The 4,255-nt window shown below is 71.7% G+C and carries 3 protein-coding genes and 1 pseudogene; all 4 read left to right on the top strand.

The features are described 5' to 3' along the window. A pseudogene (locus AC30N0_RS06600) lies at window positions 1-227 on the top strand (hypothetical protein); the annotation flags it as partial. Then, window positions 224-1,453: an OmpA family protein gene (locus AC30N0_RS06595; protein ID WP_489517131.1), complete on the top strand. Its 1,230-nt coding sequence runs from the start codon at window positions 224-226 to the stop codon at window positions 1,451-1,453. The pseudogene AC30N0_RS06600 and the gene AC30N0_RS06595, both read left to right, overlap by 4 nt. 26 nt (window positions 1,454-1,479) lie before the next feature. Further along, window positions 1,480-3,222: a serine/threonine-protein kinase gene (locus tag AC30N0_RS06590; protein WP_489517130.1), complete on the top strand. Its 1,743-nt coding sequence runs from the start codon at window positions 1,480-1,482 to the stop codon at window positions 3,220-3,222. Next, a partial coding sequence (locus AC30N0_RS06585) for an OmpA family protein (protein WP_489517129.1) occupies window positions 3,219-4,255 on the top strand: 1,037 nt, incomplete at its 3' end. The genes AC30N0_RS06590 and AC30N0_RS06585, both read left to right, overlap by 4 nt.

Raw genomic sequence — 4,255 nt, 5'->3', positions numbered from 1 at the left:
CCCCCGCGCCTGCGCCTGTCGCGCCGACCGTCGCGGCGGCGGCGCCGCTCACCCTGCCCGTCGCCGCGGCGAGCGCCACGCCTGCCCAGGCCGCGGATCCGGCGGTCGTGCCCCCGGTGGCCACGGCCGCCGAGCGCCTGTCGCGCTGCACCGACATCCTGCAAAAGGCGTCGCTCGAGCCGATCAGCGCCGCCGAAACAGACTTCTTCAAGAAGGAATGCCGATGAACCCCGCCGTGCTCCGTGCCGGACCGTCCGGCCGTGCCCCCGGATGGGCCGGTCTTCTCGTCGCGATGGCGTGGCTGGTCTCGTCCTGCTCCTCGTCGCAGCCGCAGACCTTCGAGAAAGCCGCTGCCGAAGCCACCGACGAGCTCGTCGCCCAGACCGGCAACCTGCCCGCCTTTCTGGCCCGCCTGCAGTCGAAGGTCATGAAGCCTGACCCGAACGCACCGAAGCGGTCGATCGTCCTCGACCCGATGCTCGACACCATCACCGGCCAGCAGACCGAGACGACGCTGCTGTTCGAGCGCCGCGTGACGCAGCGCATCGGCAACATCTATCCGCAGTTCCAGTTCCTGCCGTTCCAGGCCACCCACCTGACGCGCGCCCAGTACCTGCTGACCGGCACCATGTCGCGCGAGGTCGGCGCCGAGCTCGGCAAGCCGACGCTGCGCCTGAGCCTGGCCCTCACCGACCTGAAGAGCGGCCTCGTCGTCGCCCAGTCCTCGACGGTGGCGCGCACGGAGAACCTCGACAGCACGCCGTCGCGCTACTACAAGGACAGCCCGATCCTGATCAGGGACAAGGTGGTCGAGGGCTACGCGCGGACGACGACGACCGCGGCCGGCCAGCGCGCCGACGCGTACTACATGGAGCGCATCGGCGCGGCCAGCGTGATCAGCGAGGCGACCACCCTGTACAACGCCGAGAAGTACCAGGACGCGCTCGGCCAGTACCAGAGCGCCCTGGCCACCCCGCAGGGCCAGCAGCTGCGCGTGCAGAGCGGCATCTACCTGACGAACATGAAGCTCGGTCGGACGGCGGAGGCCGAGCAGGCGTTCGGGCGCATCGTCGCGCTCGGGATCGCCTACAACGAACTCGGCGTCAAGTTCCTGTTCAACCCGGGCAGCACCGAGTTCTGGACCGACCCGAAGATCAGCGGCTCCTATGCCATGTGGCTGCGCCAGATCGCGCGCGGGGCGGTGGCGGCGAAGAGCTGCATGAGCGTCGTCGGCCACACAAGCCGGAGCGGCCCGGCACCGATCAACGACGCGCTCTCGCTCAAGCGCGCCAGCTACGTGCTGCAGCGCCTGGCCCAGGAGCAGCCCGAGCTCGGCACGCGCATGCGCGCCGAGGGCATGGGCTTTCGCCAGAACATCGTCGGCAGCGGCACCGACAACGGCTTCGACGTCCTCGACCGGCGGGTAGAGTTCAAGATCATTCCCTGCGCGTGAGAGGTGCCCCGACGGGGGCGTTAGCGATGAGTGCGCCGCCCGACGACGACGACCCGGAACGGACGATCGTGCGGCCGCCGTCGCGGCGGCCCGGCCAGGCTGCCACCATGCAGCCGGGCCACGTGCTTCCGCCCGCCACGCGGCTGCGTGACTACGAAATTTCCGGGCTCATCGGCGAGGGCGGCTTCGGTATCGTCTACCTCGCGTGGGACCACTCGCTGCAGCGCCGGGTCGCGGTCAAGGAATACATGCCGGCGTCGCTGGTGTCCCGGGTCGCCGGGTCGTCGGCCATCGTCGTCAAATCGGAGCGCCACCTCGATACCTTCCGCGCCGGCCTGAAGAGCTTCGTCAACGAAGCGCGCCTCCTCGCGCGATTCGACCATCCGTCGCTGGTCAAGGTCTACCGCTTCTGGGAGGAGAACGGCACGGCCTACATGGTCATGCCGTACTACGAGGGCCCGACGCTGAAGGCGGCCCTCACCGCGCTCGGCCGGCCGCCGACGGAAGACGAGCTGCGCGCCTGGCTGCGGCCGCTTCTCGATGCGCTGGCCGTGATGCACGCGGCGCGCTGCTTCCACCGCGACATCGCGCCCGACAACATCCTGCACACGCCGGGCGGGCCGCTGCTCCTCGACTTCGGCGCCGCGCGGCGCGTGATCGGCGACATGACGCATGCGCTCACGGTGGTGCTGAAGCCGGGCTACGCGCCGATCGAGCAGTACGGCGATGTCGCGACGATGGCGCAGGGCGCCTGGACCGACCTCTACGCGCTCGCCTGCGTCGTCTACTACGCGATCACCGGCAGGACGCCGATGTCGTCGGTCGAGCGGCTGATGGACGACGCGATGCAGCCGCTGTCGGTCCTCGCCGCGGGCCGCTACAGCCCGGCGTTCCTGCGCGCGATCGATGCCGCCCTGGCGTTGCGGCCGCAGGACCGGCCGCAGAGCGAACAGGCGTTCAGGGCCCTCCTCGATGCCGACCTGCCGCCGGCGCCGGCCGCCACCGGCTACAGCCAGCCCGCCGCCTGGGGACCCGACGCACCGCTCCAGCGCACCGAGTCGCTGGGCCACTCGACCTTGCCGGCCACGCTCACGCCCGAGATCGCGACGGAGCTCCAGGGGCGGGGGCCGGACAGCATCGACCCGGGCGCCGCGGCGGGACCCACCGGCCCTGCCGCACCCCCGCCCGCAACCGGCACGGCGTCCGTCCGGCCAGGCAGCTCGCGGGCCGGCTGGGCCATCGTTGGCGGCGGCGCGCTGCTCCTGGCCGTCGGCGCCGCGCTGGTCTACATCGGTCCGAATGCAGGTGACGCGGCCAAGCCGGCCAAGAGCGCACCCGTCGTCGAGACCGCGCCGCGCCCGCCTGCGGTGGATGCGACGCCTGCGGCGGCCCCTGTCGCGGCCCCTGTCGCGGCACCCGCCGCGGCACCCGTCGAGACCACCGTCCCCGCTGTCGGCGCGGCCCCTGTCGCGGCGCCCATTGCCGAGCCGGGCGCCGGACCCGCTGCCGCCCCTGTCGCCCGGCCTGCACCCACCCGCCCCGAGCCCTCGGCACCGGTCACCACCCGGGCCCCGCGCGAGCCGAGTCGCGATTTGCCGCGCGAGCCGCCACGCCGCGAAACGCCGGCGGTTCGCAGCCCTGCGGCCGATGCGCCTTACGCGCCCGACCCACGTCCCGCCGGGGCGCGATGCAGTGATATTCTGCAGAAGGCATCCCTCGAGCCGCTCACGGCCGAGGAGGCCGCCTATCTGAGGAGGGAGTGCAGATGAGAGCCTGGCTGGCCCTGGTTTCGCTGGTTAGCGTCGTCGCGGGGTGTGCCGCTCCGCAGGCCACGCAGCTCAGCAGCGAACTGCCGTTCGAGCAGGCGGTGGTGCAGGCCACCGACGGCCTCGCCGCGCAGACGCAGAAGCTGCCCGCCTTCCTCGCCCGCGTCGAATCGCGCCTGAACAAGCGCGGCATCGTGCTCGACCCGATGCTCGACGCGGCGACCGGGCAGCAGACCGCGGCCACGACCCTCCTCGAGCGGCGCGTCTCGGCGCGCCTGACGACCCAGTTCGAGCAGTTCGAGATCCTGCCTTTCCAGTCCGCCAACCTGGCCCGCGCGCAGTACCTGCTGACCGGCACGATGACGCGCGTGGCCGGCGACGGCGGGACGCAGACGAGGGCCCTGCAGATCAACCTCGCGCTCACCGACATGAAGAGCGGCACCGTGGTCGCTCAGGCGACGGCGCTGGCCCGCGACGAGGGGCTGGACCACACGCCGCTCGCCTACTACCGCGACAGCCCGGTGCTCGTGAAGGACAAGGTGATCGAGGGCTACGCGCGCACCTCGGCGACGCCTCCGGGGCAGCCGGGCGATCGGTTCTACCTCGAGCGCATCGCCGCGGCCGCCCTCATCAACGAGGCCACCACGCTCTACAACCAGGAGCGCTACGTGGAGGCCTTGGGGCAGTACCGCAGCGCCCTGGCGACGCCGACGGGCGAGCAGCTGCGCGTGTTGAACGGCATCTACCTGGCGAGTGCCAAGCTCGGGCGCACCCAGGAAGCCGAGCAGGCCTTCGGCCGCGTCGTCGCGCTCGGCATCGCCTACAACGAGCTCGGCGTCAAGTTCCTGTTCAACCCGGGCAGCACCGACTTCTGGTCCGACGCTCGGGTGAGCGGCCCCTACCCGATGTGGCTGCGCCAGATCGCGCGTGAAAGCACCGCCGCACGCGTCTGCATGAACATCGTCGGGCACACCAGCCGGACCGGCTCGGAAGGAACCAACGACGCGTTGTCGCTGCAGCGGGCGAACGCGATCCG

Source organism: Rhizobacter sp., from assembly GCF_031412495.1.
GTDB lineage: Bacteria > Pseudomonadota > Gammaproteobacteria > Burkholderiales > Burkholderiaceae_C > Schlegelella_A.
The sequence above is the reverse complement of the archived record's forward strand: the minus strand, read 5'-3'. Positions and strand labels throughout refer to the sequence as shown.

Excerpts from the sequence above, each read along its gene's own strand:
- AC30N0_RS06595 (WP_489517131.1), top strand. The coding sequence starts at position 224 with ATGAACCCCGCCGTGCTCCGTGCCGGACCGTCCGGCCGTGCCCCCGGA.
- AC30N0_RS06590 (WP_489517130.1), top strand. The coding sequence starts at position 1,480 with ATGAGTGCGCCGCCCGACGACGACGACCCGGAACGGACGATCGTGCGG.